We start from the raw sequence: 18,710 nt of genomic DNA, 5'->3' as shown, positions 1-18,710 counted from the left end.
AAACCCAACTTCCCTCACATCTTGATTTGTGAATACATTCAAATGTGGGAGCGGGCTTGCTCGCGAATGCGGTGGTTCAGCCAACTTATCTGTAGCTGAACCACCGCTTTCGCGAGCAAGCCCGCTCCCACATTTGGATCTCCGGCAGGTTGAAATCAGCGCAAGGCCCGGCGTAAGACTTTACCCACCGTGGTCTTGGGCAACTCCTCCGTACGAAACTCCACATACCTGGGCAACTTGTACCCCGTCAAATACTCCCGGCAATGCGCCAGGATCTGCTCCTGGGTCAAGTTCGGGTCTTTGCGCACCACGATGATCTTGACCTTCTCACCGGTTACCGCGTCTTCCACGCCGATGGCGGCCACCTCACCCACCCCAGGGTGCATCGCCACCACGTCTTCGATTTCGTTCGGGTACACGTTGAAGCCCGAGACCAGGATCATGTCCTTCTTGCGATCCACCAGGCGGATATACCCGCGTTCATCCATCACGCCAATATCCCCGGTGGACAACCACCCCTCGGCATCCAGCACCTCGGCCGTCGCATCCGGGCGTTTCCAGTAGCCCTGCATCACCTGCGGGCCGCGCACTTGCAGTTCGCCCTGTTCGCCAATCTCGGCCAGCTCGCCGTCTTCACGCAGAAAACGCACCCAGGTGGACGGCAAGGGCACGCCGATGCTGCCGGTGAATTCCATCTCGCGCATGCGCGCAATGTTGATCGGGCTGATGCTCACCACCGGCGAACACTCGGTGAGGCCGTAGCCTTCGATGATCGGCAGCCCGGTGACTTCCTGCCAGCGCTTGGCCACTGCCGTATGGGTGGCCATGCCCCCGGCGATCACCATGCGCAGGTCGGAGAAGTCCCGCGCGCAGAATTCCTTGTTCTCCAGCAAGCCATTGAACAGCGTGTTGACCCCGGCAATCCCGTTGAAGCGCTCTTTGCGCAGGATCATCTGCACCCGTTTCACGTCCCGTGGGTTGGCGATCAGGATATTGCGCCCGCCCAGGCACATGAACATCAGGCAGTTCACCGTCAGGGAAAAGATGTGGTACAGCGGCAGCAAGGTGACGTTGGTCTCCTGCTTGTCCTGGTCCAGTTGGTCACCGACCCAGGCCTTGGCTTGCAGCAGGTTGGCGATGATATTGCGATGGCTGAGCATCACGCCCTTGGCGTCGCCTGTGGTGCCGCCGGTGTATTGCAAAAAGGCCAGGTCATCCAGGTGCATGTCCACTGGGAAGTGGTTGTACCCTCGCCCCTGTTTCAACACCTGGTTGAAACGCACCGAGCCGCGCAGGTTAAACGCCGGCACTTGCTTTTGCACACGACGCAGGATGAAGTTCATCGCCGCGCCCTTGAAGGTGCCAAGCAGGTCGCCGATGGCCGCCACCACCACGCGCTTGACGCTGCTGCCGGTGATGACTTTTTCCAGGGTGTGGGCGAAGTTTTCGAAGATCACCACGGTCTCGGCGCCGCTGTCCTTGAGCAAGTGCTTGAGCTCATGGGCGGTGTACAGCGGGTTGACGTTGACCACCACCGCCCCCGCCAAAATCGTGCCCAACAAGCAGATCGGGTACTGCAAACAGTTGGGCATCATCAGCGCCACGCGGTCGCCTTTCTTCACCCCTTGCCCCCGCAGCCAGGCGGCGAAGGCATAGCCTTGCACCTGCCAATCGGCGTAGGTCATTTCGGTGCCGATGCTGACGTAGGCCACCCGCTCGTGGAATTTTTCCAGGTGTTCCAGGAACACTTCACGCAGCGACGGGTAGTCTTCGATACCGGCATCGATGTCCGCCGGCACGCCAGGCAGGTAAGCGTTCAACCAGATCCGTTCGGTTTGTTCCAGGCTTACAGCGTTCATGGCAGTCTCCTTGTTGTTGTTTTTGATAGAGCTACTTTTCGACGATGGCGGTAATGCCCAGCCCGCCCGCCGCGCAGATCGAAATCAAGCCACGCCCGCCGCCGTTCTCATGGATGATCTTGGCCAGCGCCGCCAACTGGCGACCACCGGTGGCGGCGAACGGGTGGCCGCAGCCCAGCGAGCCGCCGTTGACGTTCATCTTGGCGCGATCGATGGGGCCCAACGGTGCGTCCAAGCCCAGGCGCTCGCGGCAGTAGTCGGGGTCTTCCCAGGCCTTGAGGGTGCACAACACCTGGGCGGCAAAGGCTTCGTGAATCTCGAAGAAGTCAAAATCCTCGAAAGTTAGCCCTTCGCGCTTGAGCATGCGCGGCACGGCGTAGGCCGGGGCCATCAGCAGGCCTTCGGTGCCGTCGACGAAATTCACCGCCGCGGTCTCGCCGGTGCGCAGGTAAGCCAACACCGGCCAACCGTTGGCCGCCGCCCATTCTTCGCTGGCCAGCAGCACTACCGAGGCGCCGTCGGTGAGCGGCGTAGAGTTGCCCGCCGTGAGAGTGCCGTTCTGGCGGTCATAGGCTGGGCTCAGGCTGGCGAGTTTTTCCAGGCTCGCGTCCGCGCGCAGGTTGTTATCCCGAGCCAGGCCGCGATGGGGGCTGATCAGGTCGTTGAAGAATCCGCGTTGGTACGCCGCGTCCAGCCGTTGGTGGCTGGTGAGGGTCAACTCATCCTGGGCCAGGCGTTTGATTTGCCAGCGCTTGGCCATTTCTTCGCAGTGCTCGCCCATGGACAGGCCGGTGCGCGGCTCGCCATTACGCGGCAGCAACGGCTTGAAAAACATCGACGGGCGCACCTTGAGCAGCGCCTTGAGTTTATCGCCCATGCCCTTGGCGCGGTTGGCCGCCAGCAAGGTGTGGCGCAGGGATTCATTGATGCCGATGGGGGCGTCGGAGGTGGTGTCGGCACCACCGGCAATACCCACCTCGATCTGGCCCAACGCGATCTTGTTGGCCACCAGCAGTGCCGCTTCAAGGCCGGTGCCGCAGGCTTGCTGCACGTCATAGGCCGGTGTGTCTGGGGACAAGGTGGTGGACAACAGCGATTCACGCGCCAGGTTGAAGTCCCGCGAATGCTTGATCACCGCCCCGGCAGCAAACTCCCCCAGGCGTTGGCCGTGCAGGTTGTAGCGGTCCACAAGGCCTTGCAGCGCGGCCACCAGCAAATCCTGGTTGCTGTCGTGGGCGTATACCGTGTTGGAGCGGGCAAACGGGATGCGGTTGCCGCCGATAATCGCCACGCGGCGCACCGGGGCGGGGTTGAAGCTGTAGTCAGTCATCTAAGGCTCTCATTCCAGATAAACAGCCCACGCATATGGGGTTTGTCGCCGGCAAAATTGCGCACTTCGAACGCGCGGCGCGGGCCGCTTGCGGGGTGGTTCCACAGCGCAACCTGGCCGGGCAGGAAGATCGGCAACTTGAAGTCGCAATGGGCCTCGGCCTGCTCCAGCCCGCCAGGCGGTTGCTGGGCGGCGAGCGCACGGCCGAGGGTCCACATGCCGTGGGCGATAGCGCGGCGAAAGCCAAAGATCTTCGCGCCAATGACCGAGGTGTGGATCGGGTTGAAATCCCCCGACACCTTGGCAAAACGTCGCCCCAGATCGGCCGGCAACACCCAGCGCTGGGTGCGTAACAGGCCGTCTTCCTGCAACGGTAATGCGTCGCCCCAGGGTTCGCCGACGGGGTCTTTAACGTCGCGGCGCAGGTACAGGCTGTCGCTCTCCCAAACCAGGGCGCCTGCGCTGTAGGCGCGGGTGGCGATGCTCAAGGCCTGGCCCTTGGGGTGAGCGACCCAGCGCTCGCAATACACCTCAAGGCGCAGGGCCTGGCCTTCGTGCAAGCGCTGGTGCTGACGGATGCGATTGGCCAAATGCACCATGCCGCTGGCCGGGTACGGAAAACTCGGGCGGGTCAGCAACATCAGGTGCAGCGGGAATGCCAACACATGAGGATAGGACAACGGCACGCCCTGCTCGCGACGAAAACCGCAGGCGCGACCGTAGGCGGCGATACCGGCGACGGACAGTTCTGCCGCCGAGCGCACCAAGCGTTCCTTGGGCAGCGCCGGTGGCCCGTCCAGCTTGGGCTTGCGCAAGGCACGCACACCGTCCATCAACAACTGCCCGCGTGAGGGCGGCGGGTCAATAATCTGCGTCACGTAGTCCATGGCTCAAGCTCCCAGCAGGCTTTGCCCGCACACGCGTACGGTTTGGCCGTTGACCGCGCCCGACGCCGGGTGTGCCAGCCAGGCAATGGTCTCGGCCACATCAATCGGCTGGCCGCCTTGGGACAGCGAGTTCATGCGCCGCCCCGCTTCGCGGATCATCAGTGGGATCTTGGCGGTCATCTGGGTCTCGATAAACCCCGGCGCTACGGCGTTCACCGTCACTTGCTGCGCCGCCGCACGCGGTGCCAGGCCTTGCACCAGGCCAATCACTCCGGCCTTGGAGGTGGCGTAGTTGCTCTGCCCCAGGTTGCCGGCGATACCGGAAATCGACGACACACAGACGATGCGCCCACCGGGGTTCAGGCCCTGGCTTTCCAGCAAGGCGTCGCTCAGATGCCACGGTGCTTCCAGGTTGACCGCCAGCACACTGCGCCAGGCCGCTTCGGTCATCTTGGCGATGGTTTTGTCACGGGTGATCCCGGCGTTGTGCACCACCACATCGAATGCGCCGTATTGGCTGATATGGGCTTGCAGTTGCGCGGCGGCATCCGCTGCGGTGATGTCCAGCGGTAACGACGAACCGCCGACACTCGCGGCCGCTTGTTCCAGGCTTTGCTGGGCCTGGGGCACGTCCACGCACACCACGTGTGCACCGTCGCGAGCCAACACTTGGGCAATCGCCAGGCCGATACCACGGGAGGCGCCGGTGACCAGCGCGCGGCGCCCGGCGAACGGTTTATCCCAGTTGACCGCGACATGGCCGTCTACCGGTTTATCCAGGCGCACCACCTGCCCCGACACATAGGCCGACCGGCGCGATAGGAAGAAACGCAGGCTGCTGTCCAGCGCGTCTTCGGCCCCCGGTGCAACGTAGATCAATTGCACAGTGATCGCCCGGCGCAGTTCCTTGGCCAGCGAACGCACCAGCCCTTCAAGCGCCCTTTGGGCGATGGCCTGGGGCAGGTCCTGGCAATGTTCCGGAGCGGTGCCCAGTACCACCACGCGGCCGTGTTGAGCGAGGCGCTTGGCGTTGGCGTGGAAGAACTCGTACAGCTCATCCAACTGTTGCAGGCCGTTCACGGCACTGGCGTCGAACACCGCGCCCTGTACCTTGACCGTGGACGGTGCCTTGAGGGTGGCCGGGGTGGCGGTGACGGTGTCGGTCGCTTGGAAAACCTGCTGTACCTGCGCAACCAGGCGCCCTGCCCCGGCCAGGATCACCGGGTTGGCCAAGCCTTGCTGGCCACTGCGATGGCGTTGCAAGGGTAAGGGTTGGGGCAAGCCAATGGCCTGGGCCAAGCGGCGGCCCCAGGGGGAATTAACAAAAGATAGGTAGCTGTCACTCATAAGGCACTCACACCACTGTATTGACCTGTAAACCCGTTACTTGTGGGAGCGGGCTTGCTCGCGAATGCGGTGGGTCAGCAGTGAATCAGTTGCCTGACACACCGCTTTCGCGAGCAAGCCCGCTCCCACATTGACCGTGTTTCTCTTAGTTGACCGAGGCGTTTTCACCTTGGTTAGCCTTGCGCTTTGCTGGCGGCTCCAACGCCTGTTTGCGCTGCTGCAACGCCTCCAGCAACCCAAAGTCCTGCGGGAAGTCGTCCACCTGGATGCCGTGGTCGGCGTATTCCACATAGCGCCCCAGCACGGCGTCTTCGTCTTCGCTGATCAGGTCCAGCGCTCGCGCCTTGACGCGCCAGGCGGTAAACGCCGAAGCGGAGATCGGCATGGGTTCGATCAGGCCTTGCTTGATGGCCGGCTTGAGCCGCGCCTCGATCAGCTCCACTTGCGGCAGCAAACGGAAGCCCAGTTCGCCGTAGGCCAACTTGTCGATTTCCGGGCGTGGGATGTAGGAATTGGCCAGCAAACGATCACGGGTTTCCCCGGGTGTCTGCACCACGTCAGCCACTTGGGCCAGCAGGCGATCCGACGGTTTGCGCAGAGGAATACCCAACGGGAAAGCCAAACCGCGCACCACCGCAGCGGCGGCCTTGGATGGGTAGTTTTCCAGCACTTCGGCCAGGGCTTCATGGGCCCGCAGCAACGCATCCTGGGCCGACCAGTGCACCAGCGGCAGATCAGCCTGGGGCCGACCGTCGTCCTCGAAGCGCTTGAGCACGCAGGACAAAATGTAGAGCTGCGACAGAATATCCCCCAACCGCCCGGTGATACTTTCCTTGCGCTTGAGGGCACCGCCCAGCACGCCCATGGAAATATCCGAGATCAACGCCAGGACCACCGACAGACGATTGGCCTGGCGATAGTAGGACGCCAGCGCCGGGTCGGTTTTGCCAGGTACGGAAATCAGCCGCCCACCGGTCAGCGAATGCACTGCGGCCCGTACGGTGTTGGCGAGTACAAAACTGATATGGCCGAACATCGCGCCGTCGAAATCTTCCAAGGCCTTGCGCCGGTCCGGGTTGCGCGCCGCCTCCATTTCGCGGAACACATAGGGATGGCAACGGATCAGGCCCTGGCCAAAGATGATCAGGCAGCGAGTCATGATGTTCGCGCCCTCCACCGTGATGGCGATGGGGCTTTGCTGGTAGGCGCGGGCCAGGAAGTTGTTCGGCCCCATGCAGATGCCCTTGCCAGCGACGATGTCCATGCCGTCATTGACGATAATCCGCGCCCGCTCGGTGACGTGGTACTTGGCAATGGCCGAAATCACCGAAGGTTTCTCACCCGCGTCCAGGGAGGCGACAGAAACCTTGCGCACCGCATCACAGGCATACAGGTGCCCGGCCATACGTGCCAACGGTGCCTGCACGCCTTCGAACTTGCCGATGGGCAGGCCGAATTGCTTGCGCATCGCCGCATACGCGGTGGTGCCCCGCACTGCGACCTTGCCCAGGCCAACGTTGGCCGATGGCAGGGAAATCGCTCGCCCCGCCGCCAGGCATTCCATCAGCATGCGCCAGCCGTTGCCGACCTGTTCACGGCCGCCGATCACCCATTCCAGTGGGATAAACACATCCTTGCCGGTGGTCGGACCGTTCTGGAACACCGCGTTGAGTGGCCAGTGACGCCGGCCGCTGTTCACGCCAGGGTGGGAGGTGGGAATCAACGCGCAGGTAATCCCCAGCGAACCGGCCGGGCCGAGCAAGCCTTCAGGGTCTTCGGCACGAAACGCCAGGCCCAACACCGTGGCAATCGGCCCGAGGGTGATGTAGCGCTTGTCCCAGGTCACGCGAAAACCCAGGACTTCCTGGCCTTCATGGGTGCCTTTGCAGACGATGCCCAAATCCGGGATCGCGCCAGCATCAGAGCCGGCATACGGGCTGGTGAGCGCAAAGCACGGAATGTCTTCACCCCGCGCCAGGCGCGGCAGGTAGTAATTGCGCTGGGCGTCCGTGCCGTAATGCAACAGCAGCTCGGCCGGGCCCAGGGAGTTGGGCACCATCACCGAAATCGCCGCCGCCGAGCAGCGCGTCGACAGCTTCATCACCACCTGCGAGTGCGCGTAGTGGGAGAAGCCTTTGCCGCCGTACTGCTTGGGAATGATCATGCCGAGAAACCCGGCATCCTTGGTGTACTGCCAGCCTGCGGGGGACATGTCCTGCCAGACCTGGGTGGTTTCCCAGTCGTTGGCGATGTCACACAGGGTTTCCACTTCATTGTCGAGAAAGGCTTGCTCTTCAGCGCTGAGGCTGGCCGGGGCCGCTTGCAGCAAGCGCTGCCAATCGGGCTTGCCACTGAACAGCTCGGCGTCCCACCACACGGTGCCGGACTCGATGGCGGCACGCTCGGTGTGGGACATCGCCGGCATAATCGTACGAAACAGGCCCAGGGCTTTGCTGGTCAACAACGCGCGCCGCAAGGGTTTGATGGTCATCAGCAACGCCGGTGCTATCACCAGCAACGCTGCGACAGTGACGCCGAAAGTGGCGACCACATTGAACAGGTAACCCGCCGCCAGCCACACCAGGCCAACGCCCAGCCACAGGGTGGCAGCGGCTTGTCGATACGCCAGGGCAATCGCTGCTGCGAAACCCGCCAATAACCAGATAACCATGGGGATACCTCTACTCGATTCAGGGTACGGCCTAGGCACGACAGGTCGAAATGACCTGCGGCGTAAAGCCACACTACAAACTTGCAAAGCTAAATTCAAATTTTGTTTTGAAATTTTTATTTAATGCTTTGGCGAAAAAATAGCGGCCGAACGAGTCAGCCTGATTGGTTGAATACATCAGAACATCGGAGCGGGTCGCGTGGGCAACCCGATGATGCATGTCCGGTGTGAAGAGTGCAGAAAGATGCGCTGACTGCACGTTCACACCGGCGTTGCAAACGATCAAAACTCGTAGGTGAACCCCAGGCTTGCGACATCGCCATAGGCTTTGGCTTTACCATCGAGCGACCCTGCGCCCAGCCGGTCCTGGTTTTGGGTTTTCAGTTTGGACTCTTCCACGAATTGGTGAGAATAAGAGAAATCAATGCCCAGACCTGGAATAGCGCGAACCTTATATCCGGCGCCCAGGGACGTGAAGATGCGGTCACCATCCGGGATACGGGGATCGCGAGTGGAGTTGCGGGTAGGTGTTTGGTCGGTTGCCACGCCGGCACGCAGGGTTAAATCGTCGGTGAGTTTATAATCGCCGCCGAGGGAGACCATCCAGGCGTCTTTATAGTTGTAAGGAATGGCGACGATGGTCGACCCATCGGATTTCAAGGTCAGGTTCTTAAATGATGACCACTGAGTCCACGTCACACTGGCACCGAGGGTGAAACGGTCCGTGAACTGGTGCAGCCAGTCAAAGGACGCATTGGCGGGGATATCAAGTTGGGTGGTCGCATTACCGTTCATTTGAAGGTTAAGGCCGGGGTACAACTGGTTAGGTAAACCCCCTTCAATCAACCCGGTCGACAATGGATCGGCGTAGATGTTGTACTTGCCTTCAAGCTTGTTCTTAATCTTGGCGTGATAGTTCAGGCCCAGGGTGTCTTGCGGCGTTGGCTTCCAGGCCACGCCGGCAAACCAGCCAACAGAAGTATTATCGACCTTAACGCGTATCAACGAAAAACCGACGCCAGCAGGAAACGGCGTATCGACACCTGGCGCATTCGCGGCAGCTGCGTATAAGTCAATGTTCTGGCTGACGAAGCCTTTGGTGTGCTGAACAATGGCACCACCGCCGATGGAAAACTGATCGTTAACTTTGAACGAGAGAGAACCCGTAACGCCGACCGTTTCGATACGTGTGTCAACGGCAAAATCTCGACCGACCCAATCGTCGTCCCAGGTGGTCCGTGCGCCCATCGGTACGACTTGGCTCAAGCCGAAGGCAAAGCGATCGCCGATAGGCATCACCATGAACCCGGTAGGCAGCCACGCTGTAAAGCCACCTTGCCCGCCGTCACCAGTGCGGGGAACAGTCGTCATGGCACCTGTATTGGGGTCAAGGTCGATGGCCACGGGATCATTGCCCGCGTAGTCCTTAGCCGTACCTTTGTACTTGATATTGATACGCGCGTAGTCAATGTTGAACTGCGCTATGTTACGGTCGATGAACGCCATGGCGGCAGGGTTGTTGTAGGCGGCTGACGGGTCATTTTTAAACATCGAACCACCGCCAAAAGCGCGGCCCCAGCCTTCCGCTCCGAACGTTGGCGTTGCAAAACCACCCGCCTGAACCGAGCCCGCAGCGACCAGCCCACTTAATACTGCCAGCCCTAATAATGTGCGAGCGTGTTGTTTTTTATTATTCATTTACCACTCCTGATTATTTTTATTACTTGAACTACGGGCATGCCTTGTATTAACGCCCCTGCGCACACCCCTTGCCTGAGTGACAACGTCTATCGTTTCATACCCAACCACTCATCAACGCCTCCTGCACAATCATTATGGAATAACAACGATGGGGAAAGTCGATACAACTAATACATTCAAACTGGACAATGTGCAGCTTCCCGACAGTGGTTGATTGGAAGACGTTAACTGCCGCATCACGTTATCGTAAAACACTGCAACCGTCGAAGGCCCACAATGTGACGACGCTCCCGTGACCAAACTAACGTGGTAACCCATATTTTCTAGGTTTCCCATTGAAAAGCTGCCGACCAGGCTGGTGGGCGTCCATTTCATGGGGTAATTCAATGTCGCCTGAGGTGTGTTACATAGTGCACTGCTGCCCGACATCGTCGCTAAAGTAAATCTACCCAACCCCATACTGTCGACATATCCAGACAGTGTCACATTACAACTAACCGGAAGCTGAACAGACGATGGAGACTTCACAACAACTGTGCCACTGGCCGTAAATGACTGATTGAGCGGAGACAAACTATACGCCCCGACATTCGACGCAGCACTGACACAAAAGATGATAGATATAAACGACAGGAGGCCATTGAAGACTTTCATTGTTTACCCTCATGATCCATCGGTGTGACGTCCTTTAAAAACACGAACTCCAGCCCCCATAAAAGTTCTATCAGGGCGTAACGGTAATGGTGTGATCCGGGGTCGCCGACAGGTTGGTTACCGTGCAACTGCCGCTGAGGACTTGGTTCGTAGCCGTCAGCTTGCTGCCGTCCCAGGCCACGTTGATACTGCTAGGGCCACAGTCAGTATCTACCCCCAGATCAATGGTGAACCCCACGTTGGAGACAGTACCGGCGGTGGCACTTGTCGCCGTCAACACCCAACCGGGTGCAGGGAGGTTTTTCATGTGCGGGAAGGTACACAAGGCACTGTTACCACTCCCCCCCAAACTGACGCCGTTGATGGTCACCGTGCCATTCGTGTTGACCACGCCGCTGAAGTTGATATCGCAGGTCAACGGAATTTGTAATGTCGAAGGGCTCTTCACGGTAATCGTGCCGCCGGGCGTATTGAACGTCTGGCCTGCCGGGCCAATGGTTGCTGCAGTTGCCATCGACGCTGCACCGAAACAGGCAACAAGCAAAGTTGTACTAACGATACTGTTCCAAGGTTTCATTGTTTTCCCTCACATAAACCCATTTGCCAACAGGCGCCCCGTTAGAGGCGCCTGCCTTTTGGCGGGTGATCAACCCAGAGTGCTAACCCAACATCAAGGAACAACGGTGATCGGGGTGGAGGTCGCCGAAACAACTGTCACGCTCAAAGATTGCACGGTGCAGCTGCCAGCCAGTGACTGGTTGGTAGCGGTCAGAACTTTGGTGGTGTTGTTGTACGCCACCGCAATAGTCGATGGGCCGCAGTTCGACGGGATAAGACCCGAGCCGCTGATGGTGTAACCAACGTTGTCCACGGTGCCTACCGCAGTAGGTGCCGTCAGGGTGGTGGCGGTCAAGGTCCACGGTGTGCCAGTGATTTGAGGCAGACCACACAGCGAGCTGGAACCGCTGACTGCGACGCCGGTGATTTTTCCAAGCCCCACATTGTCGACATTGCCGGTAAACGTCACGTTGCAGGTGATTGGCAACTGGAACGATGACGGCGACTTAACGACAATCGTGCCAGCGGCAGTGAAGTTAGTGTTGAGCGGGCTCAGACTAACGGCACTCGCCATCGACGCAGCACCCATGCAAACAACCAAAGCAGACAACGATACGAGGGTTTTCAAACTTTTCATTATTTTTCCTCACATGTTATGGCGAAGTCATTTTCGCCAGGGGTAATGGCCATGAACGAGAGGTCACGGTGAAACAAGCGGAACTTCCCTTTCCAGCCAAATCTCAATTCAATTACCGCAACACCATCTGACGCTTATTCGACAACTTTGAAGTTCGGCGGCATCTTGATCGACACCGTCTTGATCTTGCAGTCTTCGCCAATGGGCACATTGGCGGCTTCCAACTTGCCAGTGGCGTTGTCCCACGTTCCGTCGGCAGTCGAAGGGCCACATTTGCCGCCCAGGCCGAAGGCGTGTACGTCCACGCTGATCTTCGACATGGAGCCGCTTTTGGTGTCCTTGGCTATTAATACCCACGGCAAGTTGATGGCCTCGACCCGGCTGCACTTGAGGCCGCCGTCGAATTCAACCTTGTCGACATTCACCGAAGAACCATCCGCGGCCACCTTGCCGGCAACCTTGATGGTGCAGTCGGCGCTGATCAGCGCGCCCTTGGAAAAACTGATGGGGCCTTGGGCCGTGAAGGCGCTGCCGGCCGGCTCGATGCGGGCAGCCTGGGCCTGGTGATAGGCGATCAGCCCCAGTGCGGCCAATACGATATGGGTGGTGAACTTGGCAGGTGTGTGCATGGTGTACGTCCTTCCCTTGAAATTATTTTTGTTCGGGTCAAACAACTTTCTTGCAACTTAACAAGCAACACGTAGGCGATAAGAAGCGGCGTGGTACACAGACCGCGAACACGTTACTTATTGCTTAATGCGGATCAAAACGGCTTGGCACTGCCGCTGTACTTCTCCAGGTATTTCAAACGCTGTGACGGTTGAAGATTGGTCAGGCTGATATCACCGGCATAGTGATTGAGTACCCGATGGTCCATTCGGCGTCGCCACAAGTACGGCACATAGGCCCAGACAATCATGCTGGCGTAGCCGTACGGCAGTTGTGGCGATTCATCAAAGTGGCGCAGCGACTGATAACTGCGGGTGGGGTTTGCATGGTGATCGGAGTGCCGCTGTAATTGGAACAGAAATATGTTGGTGACAATCCGATTACTGTTCCACGAGTGGCGTGGCGAACAACGTTCATAACGACCATTGGGCAACTTTTGGCGTTTAAGGCCGTAGTGCTCAACATAGTTCACCACTTCCAGCAACGAGAAGCCGTAGATGCCTTGGATAATCAGGAACGGAATCACCGCTGCCCCCAACCAGGCGATCATTGCGCCCCACAACACCACGCTGTACATCCAGGCACTGAGCACGCCGTTCTGCCAGTGCAAGGCCGGCAGGCCGAGTTTGCGCAGGCGTTCACGCTCAAGGTTCCAGGCCGAGCGAGCGCTGCACCACACCGAGCGTGGCAGGAAGGCCCAGAAGCTTTCCCCAAGGCGCGAACTGGCTGGGTCTTCCGGGGTGGCGACGCGCACGTGATGACCACGGTTGTGTTCGGTGTAGAAGTGCCCGTAGAAGGTCGGTGCCAAGGTGACTTTGGCCAGGAACACTTCCAGCGGCTTGGGTTTGTGCCCCAGTTCATGGGCCGTGTTGATGGCGATGCCCGTGGCGGCGCCGGTGGCCATGGCCATGCCCAGGTAGGTGAACCAGCTTGGTTCGCCATGCAGCTGGGTACGGGCAGTGATGAACTGGGCGGCATGGGCCAGCCAGCTGGAAGGGTCAAGGTGAACCGCGGCTTGCAACAGCCCGCCCTGGATGATCCATTCGATACCGCCGGCGGCGAGCCAGCCGGTGATCACCACCGAGGAGATCACAAAGAGCACGCCGGTGTAGACGATCCAGCGGTAGTAGCTCTGGGTTTCGAGGTGGCTGACGGCGGATTCGGGCGGGTTGCTGACGTCTTCGCCCAGCAGGCCGTCAATCAGCGGGATAAGGCCGAAGATCACCAGCACGCCCACCCACCACAGTTGCTGGATGCCGGTGCCGATAGCCAGGGCGCCGGACAACAGGGGCGTGGCCAAGGGCATGATGCCCAACCACCACAGGTGACGTTTGCCGTCAGTCCATACGCCGGGTGCTGCCAGGGTCTGGTTCATGGCAGCCTCCGCGGCAGGGAGGTGGAAAACAGGTTCAAGGAGCGCTGAATGCTCCAGGAAATCAACCATGCGATAAAAGACGTTTTTTTCATTTTTATTCGCTCTTAGGCATTTCAAAAATCATTTCAAAATAAACATTGAAATATTTTTTTAAAGAAATAACGCGGAATCGATAGGTCGTCAACTACTTTTTTAAACCCTTTTAAACATGACCGGGCAGTCGTGTTTCTACGCGTTTGGTCAGCTCTCTAGGGCAGGCATTTGCGACCGCCCGACCGGCAATGAACAACCTGATTATTTATTCGCCAGGGCCAGCGGCGCACGCATCACCGTCAGGTTTTCCGGCATACCTGTGCGCTTGGCCAGTTGCTGCACCGCCTCCACCACGCGTGCCGTGGCAGTGATGGGCAGCATATGACCGCGCCCTTCCACCAGTTGCAGCTTGAGGCCAGGCACCTTGTCTGCCAGGGCCTGGCCGTGCCGACGAAAGTCCAGCACCTTGTCCTTGGCGCCATAAATGAGGCTGATGGGTACGCTCAATTGGGGGTAGCGCTTGACCATCCCCGGCAGGTAGTCGTTGACCAGGGCAATCTCGCTGGATGCGGCATAGAAATTGTCAGGGCGCATCCCCAACATCCCCCCGCCACGGGTGGCGAAATCGTCGGGGGCATGGTCGGGGGCAAATACGCCTTTGACCACAGAGCCACTGGTGAGCATGCCGATCGGCACGGTCAGGGTGTGGGCCACCCATCGACGCAACCATGCCGGGCGCACCGCCAGTGACCAGAACACCATCGGTAATGTGGGTTGGGGATGGGTCAACGGGGCCACCAGGATCAACCCGCTCACCGCATCAGGGTGGTCCAACGCCAACGCCAGGGAAATCGCGCCGCCCAGGGAATGCCCCAATACCAACGGTTTATCCAAGTCGAGGGCCTTGATCAGCCCAAGTATTTGCCGGGCCTGGGCCGGTAGATCAGCCGGGGTGCCTTTGTGGCGCGTGGAATAACCGGAGCCTGGGCGATCAATTGTGATTACCCGGAACTGCTTGGCCAGTTGGCCAGACAAGGCATAGGTGAGGTTGCGACTGCTGCCCATCAGCCCATGAATCATCACCAGCGGCGGGCCTTTACCTTCTTCTACATAGTGAAAGCGCTCGCCCTCCACCTCGACGAAGCGCCCATTGATCGGTACCGCCGCTTCAATGCGCCGCCTCATCCGCGCACTGAACCCCCACAACAAAGCGCTCACGCCCACAAATACGGCGCCAGCGGCAACCCATTCGACAGCCATAGCTCGGTCCTCTGCTTCCCTGCTGCTGGCGACCCGACCGGTATTGGTGCAGGCCTCAGCTACCGTTAACGCTCTGATCCTTAACTGCGTGCGCAAGGTGCTGTCCGTCGGACAGGTCGCACATGAGGAGCCAATGACTAGCGTAGGCGATATTTTCAGGTAGATTATTTAAAATCTTTTTTAAAATAATTAATTCATTTTTCCTTTGCAATGGTGTTCTATCTAAAAGACAAAACAAAAACAGGAGCACGGGAATCCGCCTATGAATGCCCACAGTGATCTAATCGACATCGCCATCATCGGCTCAGGCTTTGCCGGCCTGTGCATGGCCATCAAGCTCAAGGAGGCCGGGCTCACCGACTTCTTTATCGCCGAACAGGCCGACAGCCTCGGCGGCACCTGGCGGGACAACCACTACCCCGGCTGCGCTTGCGATGTGCAGTCCCATGTGTATTCGTTTTCCTTTGCGCCCAACCCCGACTGGACTCGCCAGTTCGCGCAGCAAGGGGAAATCCGGGACTACCTGGAGCGGTGCGCCGAGCGCTTCGGGCTGGCGCCCTACTTGCGTTTCGGTATGGGCCTGGAGCGGGCGGTGTTCGATGAGGTGCAGCAACGCTGGCAACTGAGCTTCAGCAATGGCCGCCAGGTCAGCGCACGGGTGTTGGTCTCGGGGATGGGCGGTTTGTCGCGCCCGGCATTTCCGGATATTCCTGGGCTCGACAGCTTCAAGGGTGAACGCTTCCACTCTCAGCAGTGGAATCACAGCTATTCCCTCAAGGGCAGACGGGTGGCGGTGATCGGTACGGGCGCCAGTGCCATTCAGTTCGTGCCGCAGATCGCCCCGCAGGTGGCCCATTTGGACCTGTTCCAACGCACGCCACCGTGGATCATGCCCAAGCCCGACCGGGCGATTTCGCCGGCCGAGCGCTGGTTGTTCAAGCATCTGCCCTTCACGCAGCGCTTGGTACGTGCCGCGTTTTATTGGGCGTTGGAAGGCCGCGTGGTGGGCTTCGCCCTGCACCCGAGGCTGATGAAAATGGTGCAGAAAATTGCCCAGCGCCACCTGCATAAACAAGTGGCGCGCCCTTCCCTGCGCAAGACCTTGACGCCCAACTACACCATCGGCTGCAAGCGCGTGCTGATCTCCAACGACTACTACCCGGCCTTGGCCCGCAGCAATGTGGAGGTGGTGACCAACCCTGTGCTGCGTGTCGAAGCTGACGGAGTGGTTACCGCCGACGGCATCAAGCACCCGGCCGATTGCCTGATTTTCGGCACCGGCTTCCAGGCCACCGACCCCCTGCCCCGGGACTGCATCATTGGCCGTGACGGCGTGGACCTTATGGACACCTGGCGCGACGGCGCCCATGCCTATAAAGGCACCACGGTGCCGGGCTACCCCAACCTGTTCCTGATCGTCGGGCCCAATACGGGCCTGGGGCATAACTCGATGATCCTGATGATCGAAGCCCAGGTCACTTATATCCTCGACGCCCTCAAGCACATGCAGCGACATCGCATTGCGACCGTCGACGTCAAACCGGCGGTGGAAAACGCCTACAACCAGCAACTGCAGGAGAAGCTCAAGCGTACCATCTGGAATACCGGCGGCTGCCAGAGCTGGTACCTCGACCCACGCACCGGCAAGAACACCACCCTGTGGCCGGGTTCGACCTGGCGCTTCAAGCAGGTCACCCGGCAGTTTGCGCTCAAGGATTACGTGGCGAACCTGCTGCCGATCAACGCGCCAGCCCAGCCAACCGCTGCGCCCCTCCCCTCTGCAGAAGGTAGCCTGTCATGAAGTCATTCAACGGCCGCGTGGCAGCGATCACCGGCGCGGCATCCGGCATGGGGCGCGCCTTGGCCCTGGCATTGGCGCGGGAAGGTTGCCACCTGGCGCTGGCAGATAAGAACAGCCAGGGCCTGGAAGAGACTCAGGCACTGATCAAGACCTCCACCCTGTCCCCCGTGACCATCACCACCCAAGTGCTGGATGTTGCCGACCGCCAGGCCATGGTGGACTGGGCCGAACGCTGCCTGGTCGACCACGGCCAGATCAACCTGGTGTTCAACAATGCGGGCGTGGCCCTGTCGAGCACCGTGGAGGGTGTGAGCTACGCCGACCTGGAATGGATCGTCGGCATCAATTTTTGGGGAGTGGTGCATGGCACCAAGGCGTTCCTGCCCTACCTGAAGGCCAGCGGCGATGGCCACGTGATCAACACGTCCAGCGTGTTTGGCCTGTTTGCCCAACCCGGTATGAGCGGCTACAACGCCACCAAGTTTGCCGTGCGCGGCTTTACCGAATCACTGCGCCAGGAGCTGGATATGCAGCGCTGCGGCGTATCCGCGACCTGCGTGCACCCCGGCGGCATCCGCACTGATATCTGCCGCAGCAGTCGCATTGACGCGAACATGACCGGCTTTCTGATCCACAGCGAACAGCAGGCCCGCGCCGACTTCGAGAAGCTGTTTATCACCGATGCCGACCAGGCCGCCAAGGTCATCCTTCATGGCGTGCGCAAAAATAAACGCCGCGTGCTGATTGGCCGTGATGCCTACTTCCTCGACCTGCTCGCCCGTTGTCTGCCGGCGGCCTATCAAGCCCTGGTGGTGTTCGCCAGTAAACGCATGGCGCCAAAGGCGCGCCGGCCAGTGTTTGAAACCAACGACGAGCCCCGTCTTTGAACAGGAGCACGCACCATGTTGCCTATCCGTCGCGATATCCGTTTTGCCCTGCCCGCCGAACGCATCACCAACTGGCATGAACAGGGCCCGTTCATCACGCATTTTTTCAATGCGTTGTCGCTGCTATTTCCCCAGGGCGAATTGTTTTTCATGGACAGCGTGCGTCACTACCGCCAACACATCCATGACCCCGAGCTGAAAAAAGAGATCCAGGGTTTTATCGGCCAAGAGGCCATGCACAGCCGCGAGCACGTGGCCTACAACGATCTGCTGCAAGCGGCGGGGCTGCCGGCCCATACCCTGGATCGCCGGCTCAAGTTCATCCTCGACTTGCAGAAGAAACACTTCGCGCCATCGTTCAACCTGGCGATCACCATTGCCTTGGAGCACTACACGGCGATGCTCGCAGAGATCCTGCTCAGCGACCCCTCCCGCTTCGGTGATTCGCTCAAGGGCTATCAACAAATGTGGTATTGGCACGCCCTGGAAGAAACCGAACACAAGGCCGTCGCCTTTGATGTGTGGAACGCCGTGATCAAACCCGGACCCAAGCGCTACCTGCTGCGCACCGGGACCATGCTGACCACGACCGTGTTCTTCTGGCTGGTGGTGCTGGACTTCCACCTGCGCCTGCTGATTGCTGACCGCAAGGCGGTCGGGTTCTGGACCGGCCTAGGGCGCATGCTCAAGTTTCTGTATGGCCCCAAGGGCGTTTTCCCACGGATGCTGCGGCCGTGGCTGCACTACTTCAAACCCGGCTTTCACCCGTGGGACCACGACAACCGTGCACGCCTGGCGCGCATCGACACGCTGGTGGAAGAGATCGAGCAAACGCGGCGTGGTTTTGACCCTGCCTAGGACGGCCTGAAATAGCGGTGGGTCTTACGGCATTTGCGGTGACTGACACACCGCCTTCGCGGGCAAGTCGAATCGTCGCACCGCCGCTCCCACAGGGGATCTGCGGTGTACTCAGTTTCCCGGCCTGGCGCAGATCAAAATGTGGGAGCTGGCTTGCCTGCGATGGCTGTGTGTTGGGCGCTG

The 18,710-nt window shown here is 59.8% G+C and carries 15 protein-coding genes; 3 read left to right on the top strand and 12 right to left on the bottom strand.

The window, feature by feature from the left end; genetic code table 11:
- Positions 1-155 precede the first annotated feature (155 nt).
- The 12 genes from ACLD1Y_RS07345 to ACLD1Y_RS07290 all read right to left on the bottom strand — a co-directional run bounded on the left by ACLD1Y_RS07345 (position 156) and on the right by ACLD1Y_RS07290 (position 14,981).
- Positions 156-1,859: an AMP-binding protein gene (locus ACLD1Y_RS07345; RefSeq protein WP_429476783.1), complete on the bottom strand. Its 1,704-nt coding sequence runs from the start codon at positions 1,857-1,859 to the stop codon at positions 156-158.
- Between the two features lie 31 nt (positions 1,860-1,890).
- Complete coding sequence (locus ACLD1Y_RS07340) at positions 1,891-3,189, bottom strand: acetyl-CoA C-acetyltransferase (protein ID WP_429476781.1); 1,299 nt, start codon at positions 3,187-3,189, stop codon at positions 1,891-1,893.
- A complete protein-coding gene (locus tag ACLD1Y_RS07335; RefSeq protein WP_429476779.1) occupies positions 3,186-4,076 on the bottom strand; it encodes a MaoC/PaaZ C-terminal domain-containing protein in 891 nt (296 codons plus the stop codon). The genes ACLD1Y_RS07340 and ACLD1Y_RS07335 overlap by 4 nt, the downstream gene beginning before the upstream one ends.
- A gap of 3 nt (positions 4,077-4,079) precedes the next feature.
- The gene (locus ACLD1Y_RS07330) at positions 4,080-5,423 is read right to left on the bottom strand and encodes a 3-oxoacyl-ACP reductase (protein WP_429476778.1); all 1,344 of its coding nucleotides are present in this window, start codon (positions 5,421-5,423) and stop codon (positions 4,080-4,082) included.
- A gap of 145 nt (positions 5,424-5,568) precedes the next feature.
- Positions 5,569-8,094, bottom strand: a complete 2,526-nt coding sequence (locus tag ACLD1Y_RS07325) for an acyl-CoA dehydrogenase (RefSeq protein WP_429476776.1) — start codon at positions 8,092-8,094, stop codon at positions 5,569-5,571.
- A 282-nt stretch (positions 8,095-8,376) separates the two neighbouring features.
- Complete coding sequence (locus tag ACLD1Y_RS07320; protein WP_429476774.1) at positions 8,377-9,792, bottom strand: outer membrane protein transport protein; 1,416 nt, start codon at positions 9,790-9,792, stop codon at positions 8,377-8,379.
- Positions 9,793-9,927: 135 nt separating this feature from the next.
- Positions 9,928-10,449 carry an alkane oxidation protein activator PraB gene (gene praB / locus ACLD1Y_RS07315; RefSeq protein ID WP_429476772.1) on the bottom strand — a complete coding sequence of 174 codons (522 nt, stop codon included), beginning with the start codon at positions 10,447-10,449 and terminating at the stop codon, positions 9,928-9,930.
- Positions 10,450-10,519: 70 nt separating this feature from the next.
- Positions 10,520-11,026, bottom strand: a complete 507-nt coding sequence (gene praB, locus ACLD1Y_RS07310) for an alkane oxidation protein activator PraB (protein ID WP_429476770.1) — start codon at positions 11,024-11,026, stop codon at positions 10,520-10,522.
- 93 nt (positions 11,027-11,119) lie between these two features.
- Positions 11,120-11,644, bottom strand: a complete 525-nt coding sequence (praB, locus tag ACLD1Y_RS07305) for an alkane oxidation protein activator PraB (protein ID WP_429476768.1) — start codon at positions 11,642-11,644, stop codon at positions 11,120-11,122.
- 134 nt (positions 11,645-11,778) lie between these two features.
- Positions 11,779-12,273, bottom strand: a complete 495-nt coding sequence (praA, locus tag ACLD1Y_RS07300) for an alkane oxidation protein activator PraA (RefSeq protein ID WP_429476767.1) — start codon at positions 12,271-12,273, stop codon at positions 11,779-11,781.
- A gap of 134 nt (positions 12,274-12,407) precedes the next feature.
- Positions 12,408-13,688: an alkane 1-monooxygenase gene (locus tag ACLD1Y_RS07295; RefSeq protein ID WP_429476765.1), complete on the bottom strand. Its 1,281-nt coding sequence runs from the start codon at positions 13,686-13,688 to the stop codon at positions 12,408-12,410.
- A gap of 294 nt (positions 13,689-13,982) precedes the next feature.
- Positions 13,983-14,981: an alpha/beta fold hydrolase gene (locus ACLD1Y_RS07290; protein WP_429476763.1), complete on the bottom strand. Its 999-nt coding sequence runs from the start codon at positions 14,979-14,981 to the stop codon at positions 13,983-13,985.
- A 262-nt stretch (positions 14,982-15,243) separates the two neighbouring features.
- On the opposite strand from ACLD1Y_RS07290, the gene ACLD1Y_RS07285 reads away from it, so the two are divergent.
- From ACLD1Y_RS07285 to ACLD1Y_RS07275, 3 genes are read left to right on the top strand one after another with little or no spacing between them, the layout of a single operon-like run.
- On the top strand, positions 15,244-16,782 hold the full coding sequence (locus ACLD1Y_RS07285; protein WP_429476761.1) for a flavin-containing monooxygenase: 1,539 nt from the start codon (positions 15,244-15,246) through the stop codon (positions 16,780-16,782).
- Positions 16,779-17,669, top strand: coding sequence for an SDR family NAD(P)-dependent oxidoreductase (locus ACLD1Y_RS07280; RefSeq protein ID WP_429476759.1), 891 nt, complete (start codon positions 16,779-16,781; stop codon positions 17,667-17,669). The genes ACLD1Y_RS07285 and ACLD1Y_RS07280 overlap by 4 nt, the downstream gene beginning before the upstream one ends.
- A 15-nt stretch (positions 17,670-17,684) precedes the next feature.
- Positions 17,685-18,527 (top strand): metal-dependent hydrolase, encoded by an 843-nt coding sequence (locus tag ACLD1Y_RS07275; protein WP_429476757.1) that lies wholly within the window; start codon positions 17,685-17,687, stop codon positions 18,525-18,527.
- Positions 18,528-18,710 lie beyond the last annotated feature (183 nt).

This window comes from Pseudomonas sp. 18175 (genome assembly GCF_050432925.1).
GTDB lineage: Bacteria > Pseudomonadota > Gammaproteobacteria > Pseudomonadales > Pseudomonadaceae > Aquipseudomonas.
Note: the sequence above shows the minus strand (reverse complement) of the source record. Positions and strands in the feature narration are given on the sequence as shown.

What these genes read in the sequence shown, in the direction of transcription:
- praB (WP_429476770.1), bottom strand. Translation starts at nt 11,026, where the DNA reads ATGAAACCTTGGAACAGTATCGTTAGTACAACTTTGCTTGTTGCCTGT.
- ACLD1Y_RS07335 (WP_429476779.1), bottom strand. Translation starts at nt 4,076, where the DNA reads ATGGACTACGTGACGCAGATTATTGACCCGCCGCCCTCACGCGGGCAG.
- ACLD1Y_RS07290 (WP_429476763.1), bottom strand. Translation starts at nt 14,981, where the DNA reads ATGGCTGTCGAATGGGTTGCCGCTGGCGCCGTATTTGTGGGCGTGAGC.
- ACLD1Y_RS07320 (WP_429476774.1), bottom strand. Translation starts at nt 9,792, where the DNA reads ATGAATAATAAAAAACAACACGCTCGCACATTATTAGGGCTGGCAGTA.
- ACLD1Y_RS07275 (WP_429476757.1), top strand. Translation starts at nt 17,685, where the DNA reads ATGTTGCCTATCCGTCGCGATATCCGTTTTGCCCTGCCCGCCGAACGC.
- ACLD1Y_RS07325 (WP_429476776.1), bottom strand. Translation starts at nt 8,094, where the DNA reads ATGGTTATCTGGTTATTGGCGGGTTTCGCAGCAGCGATTGCCCTGGCG.
- praA (WP_429476767.1), bottom strand. Translation starts at nt 12,273, where the DNA reads ATGCACACACCTGCCAAGTTCACCACCCATATCGTATTGGCCGCACTG.
- ACLD1Y_RS07280 (WP_429476759.1), top strand. Translation starts at nt 16,779, where the DNA reads ATGAAGTCATTCAACGGCCGCGTGGCAGCGATCACCGGCGCGGCATCC.
- praB (WP_429476768.1), bottom strand. Translation starts at nt 11,644, where the DNA reads ATGAAAAGTTTGAAAACCCTCGTATCGTTGTCTGCTTTGGTTGTTTGC.
- ACLD1Y_RS07330 (WP_429476778.1), bottom strand. Translation starts at nt 5,423, where the DNA reads ATGAGTGACAGCTACCTATCTTTTGTTAATTCCCCCTGGGGCCGCCGC.
- praB (WP_429476772.1), bottom strand. Translation starts at nt 10,449, where the DNA reads ATGAAAGTCTTCAATGGCCTCCTGTCGTTTATATCTATCATCTTTTGT.
- ACLD1Y_RS07345 (WP_429476783.1), bottom strand. Translation starts at nt 1,859, where the DNA reads ATGAACGCTGTAAGCCTGGAACAAACCGAACGGATCTGGTTGAACGCT.
- ACLD1Y_RS07340 (WP_429476781.1), bottom strand. Translation starts at nt 3,189, where the DNA reads ATGACTGACTACAGCTTCAACCCCGCCCCGGTGCGCCGCGTGGCGATT.
- ACLD1Y_RS07285 (WP_429476761.1), top strand. Translation starts at nt 15,244, where the DNA reads ATGAATGCCCACAGTGATCTAATCGACATCGCCATCATCGGCTCAGGC.
- ACLD1Y_RS07295 (WP_429476765.1), bottom strand. Translation starts at nt 13,688, where the DNA reads ATGAACCAGACCCTGGCAGCACCCGGCGTATGGACTGACGGCAAACGT.